Here is a 3,923-nt window from a genome sequence, read left to right as displayed (position 1 = left end):
TCGCCATCGCCAAGGCGAAGGGCAAGTACAGGGGACGCAAACGCGTCCTGACCGAGGAGCAGATCGACAAGGCCCGCTCCCGCGTCGAAGCGGGGGAGGGGCCGACGGCAATCGCGCGTGATCTCGGAGTAGGTCGATCAACGCTCTACCGGGCATTGCGACGCGCAGGGTAGAGGGTGGTTCTGTGTAGTGGCGGGATTCTGTGTGGCGGAAGGCGGCTGGCTCGTCATGGTGGCAGGTGGGCGGGCGTAGGCTTTCATGACCCGGTGAGTTGTGGTGTCGCCGGTGCGGTAGAGGAGGGCGCGTGGCGGCTGATAGTGATCTTCCTTTTGGGGCGCGCAGTAAGGTCCGTGCGACGGTGGTCAGCTTGCACAGGCAGCGGGCTTTCGATGTCCTTTTCAGTGGTGGTGCCAGTGAGGGTGGAGTTCTCCTGTCGGAGTTCGCCGGGACTCGCAGTGATGTCCTTGAGGGGTTGACTATCGAGCCGGGGCTGGGTGCGGGTGGCCTGGCTGTTGTGACCAAGCGACCGGTCCGGGTCGATCGATATCGAACGAATAGGGGCATTACCCATCACTATGTGGGTGAGATTGTTCGGGAGGGTATCCAGTCTTTGGCGGCGACGCCGATTATTGTCCGGGGTAGAGCTCGAGGGGTGCTTTACGGCGCGTTGCGTACGTCGACGCACCTCGGGGATCGTTCTTTGGCGCTGTTGGAGAGCTTTGCCGGGCGGCTTAGTCGGGAGCTGGGGGCCTACGAGGAGGTCGATTTTAGGCTTCGCGTTCTCGATGGTGAGCTTGATGGACGGTCTGGCCAGCGGAGTTTGCGGGAGTCGGAGGTTTTGGCTGAGACGTATCTGCAGCTTCGGGACATCGCTGCGGAGGTTTCTGATCCCGGTCTGAGGCAGCGGATCGCTGATGTGGAGAAGCTGTTGAAGAGCGTCGAGGGTCCGATCGAAGGGTCAGCTATCCAGCTAACGTCCCGGGAGATTGATGTCCTGTTGTGTGCCAGTGTGGGATACAGCAATGCGGAGGCCGCTCGGCGTCTTGGATTGAGTCCGGACACGGTCAAGACTTATATGCGAAACCTCATGGCCAAACTGTCGGTCAAGACCAGACATGCTGCCGTGGTGCAGGCCCGTCGCCATGGGCTGATCCCGTAAGGGGGTCCGTGCGGTCACTCAGTGTGGGTTGTTTCCTACGCGCTGGCTGGGGCGCTGGCGTGGTCGCGGAGGATGTTCTTTCGAATTTTGCCGGTCGAGGTCGTGGGTAGTTGTGTCCTGAACTCGATCCGATCGGGGACTTTGTACGCGGCGATTTTGGAGCGAACATGGGTGATCAGTTCAGCTTCGCTGATCTGGTTGCCATCGGTCACAACGAAGGCCAGTGGTCGTTCGCCCCATGTGGGGTCGGGTGTTCCTACTACTGCGACTCCGGTCACGGCGGGATGGCTGGCCAGTGCCTGTTCCACCTCAATTGTCGAGATGTTCTCTCCACCGGAGATGATCACGTCCTTTGCCCGATCCAGGATCTGAACGTACCCGTCCGGGTGCATGACGCCCAGGTCGCCGGAGTGGAACCATCCCCCGCGGAACGCTTCCGCGGTCCCTTCCGGGTCGTCCAGGTAGCCCTTCATCACGCTGTTTCCCCGCATCACCAGTTCGCCCATTTCGGTTGCGTCTGCGGGCACGTCGATCAGTGCCCCGTCGGGTCCGGGTTCAGGACGAACCACCCTGACACGCTCAGAGGTGAGCATCCCGACTCCTTGCCGAGACAACAGCGAGGCGTGTTGTTCTGAATCCAGAGTGTCGGCCCATACCGGTTGCGGTTCGCACACGGCGTAGGGGCCGTACGTCTCGGTCAGGCCGTAGACGTGGAGCAGCTCCGCTCCCAGGTCGCGGATTCGGGAGATGATCGAGGGGGTGGGCGGGGCGCCAGCGGTGACGATCGTCAACGGGTTGTCCAATGGATGCGCCTTCGGTGAGGAAGCGAGCGTGGTCAGGACCGTGGGTGCGCCACACAAGTGAGTGATCTCCTGATCGTCGATGAGGGCCCACATCGTCTCTGCCCGCACCGTGCGCAGACATACATGCAGAGCACTGGCGGCGGTGACCGCCCAGGTGGTGCACCACCCGTTGCAGTGGAACATCGGCAGTGTCCACAGGTAGCGTGAGCTGGTCGTGAATCCTTGATGGTGCACCTCGCCGAGAGAGTTGAGGTAGGCACCGCGGTGGGTGTACATCACACCCTTGGGTCGGCCAGTGGTTCCCGAGGTGTAGTTGATCGCGATGACCCGGTCCTCGTCGTCGACCTCCCACGGATACTGGGTGTCGTTCCCGGCGGCTCTGGACAGAAAGTCTGCGTACCCGACAGCCTCCTGGACCTGTAGGAGGGAGCCATCCTGCGCGGGGATCTCTATTCTCTCCCGCACATCGGCCAAATCTGTCCCAGACAAAGGGCCCAGAAGGTTGCCATCGCCCAGAATCATTACTGCCGAGCTGTGCCGGCAGATGTAGCTGATCTCTTCCGGCGACAAGCGGGTGTTGACGGCCACCAGTGCCGCTTTGAGCAGCGGGACCGCGTAGTGGGCGGTGAGCAGTTCAGCGGAGTTAGTTCCAAGGAACACGACCGTATCGCCGGCCCGGACACCACTTGCGTGCAGTGCCCGGGCCATGCGCTGGGTGTGCTCGGCGAACTGCGCATAGGTCCAGCTGCGCTCCCCGTCGATTACCGCGGTTTTGTCCGGATGCACCTCCGCGGCGCGTTCAAGAAAACGCAGCGGAGTCAGTGGGACGTTCAGGCCTGACATGTTCACCCTTCGGGACCGGTCGGAGTGCGGATACGCGCAGTAGATGAGCTCTCAGGACTCGGAGTAACCGCCCTGCTTAGCGAGCATCGCGGTGTACTCGTCGACCTTCTTCGCGAACTCGTCGTGGGAGAAGACCATGCCCTCGGCGTACAGGCTGCCCATGCCGGCGATATTCATGTTCTGCCGCATGTACTGATTGAGCCAACGCTTGGTGAACTTGACCCCGACCTGATCGTAGGACTGCAGCTTGGCGATGATCTTGTCGACCTCGGCATCAACGTCATCGGCGGGAACCGCCCGGTTGATCAGTCCGATCTCCAGCGCCTCCTGCGCTGAGGCGACCTTGTCCAGCATGAGGAATTCACGCGCCCGACCCAGACCGATCCGGGTGGGCCACACCAGCGAGCCGCCATCGCCGGGGACTACGCCGAACCCGGACAGGTGGGGATCGGAGAAGCTGGCATCGTCGGCGGCCACCACGAAGTCACACGCCAACGCGAGCGATGCGCCCAGGCTGTGGGCGCCCGGTGCGTAGACCTTGGCGATGGTTGGCTTCTCGCAGTTGACGATGTCGCGGACGATGTCCTCGGCCTCTTTGAAGATCTTGAGCATGTCCTTATAGATGGCCAGGTGCTTGACCCACTCGATGTCGTAGTTCATCGGGTTCAGGAAGCTGCGATCTTTGCCCGTGAGGACAACCACATCGGCGTCGGACTCGTGAGCCAGGCGGAACACCTTGGCCAGTCCCTCGTGGGTCGCATCGTCGAGACGCCCCACCTCGATCGTGAACACGCCATCTTTCTCGGCGGTGGTGATATTCCCCAGATTCACAGTCATCTGGCGCCCTTTCTCTAGCTCGAATGTGTCTCGGAGCACAGTTCACCAGAGTGGCGCCCGACATACGATCCACCAAAGTAGATACCGTGGCCCTTCGTAGCTCTCAGCACTCCCCTCGGTGACAACCAGGGTCGCCCGGGCCCAGACCAGCCACGGTGACGATCGTCGTTGCCTCGATGGACCGGCTCGCTCGATCCCTGGTGGACCTGAAGCAGATCGTTGGTGAGGTCACCGCCAAGGGTGCGAGTGTTGAGTTCGTCCACGAGCGGGCCACCTACGCC

Annotated in this window: 4 protein-coding genes and 1 pseudogene; 3 read left to right on the top strand and 2 right to left on the bottom strand. The window is 62.0% G+C overall.

All coding sequences use genetic code 11. The annotated features are described in order from the left end of the window. Together HMPREF3086_RS19375 and HMPREF3086_RS00580 are read left to right on the top strand one after the other, a co-directional pair. A partial coding sequence (locus HMPREF3086_RS19375; RefSeq protein WP_141763933.1) for a helix-turn-helix domain-containing protein occupies positions 1–173 on the top strand: 173 nt, incomplete at its 5' end. Between the two features lie 131 nt (positions 174–304). Continuing rightward, the gene (locus HMPREF3086_RS00580) at positions 305–1,159 is read left to right on the top strand and encodes a LuxR C-terminal-related transcriptional regulator (RefSeq protein WP_070719696.1); all 855 of its coding nucleotides are present in this window, start codon (positions 305–307) and stop codon (positions 1,157–1,159) included. Between the two features lie 35 nt (positions 1,160–1,194). On the opposite strand, the gene HMPREF3086_RS00575 is transcribed toward HMPREF3086_RS00580, so the two are convergent. Beyond that, positions 1,195–2,805 (bottom strand): AMP-binding protein, encoded by a 1,611-nt coding sequence (locus HMPREF3086_RS00575; protein WP_070719695.1) that lies wholly within the window; start codon positions 2,803–2,805, stop codon positions 1,195–1,197. A gap of 51 nt (positions 2,806–2,856) precedes the next feature. After that, the gene (locus tag HMPREF3086_RS00570) at positions 2,857–3,642 is read right to left on the bottom strand and encodes an enoyl-CoA hydratase/isomerase family protein (protein WP_070719694.1); all 786 of its coding nucleotides are present in this window, start codon (positions 3,640–3,642) and stop codon (positions 2,857–2,859) included. A 161-nt stretch (positions 3,643–3,803) separates the two neighbouring features. Here HMPREF3086_RS00570 and HMPREF3086_RS17735 point away from each other — a divergent pair. Next, a pseudogene (locus HMPREF3086_RS17735) lies at positions 3,804–3,923 on the top strand (recombinase family protein); the annotation flags it as partial.

Origin of the sequence: Dietzia sp. HMSC21D01, from assembly GCF_001815995.1 — a bacterium.
Taxonomy (GTDB): domain Bacteria; phylum Actinomycetota; class Actinomycetes; order Mycobacteriales; family Mycobacteriaceae; genus Dietzia; species Dietzia cinnamea.
The sequence above is the reverse complement of the archived record's forward strand: the minus strand, read 5'-3'. Positions and strand labels throughout refer to the sequence as shown.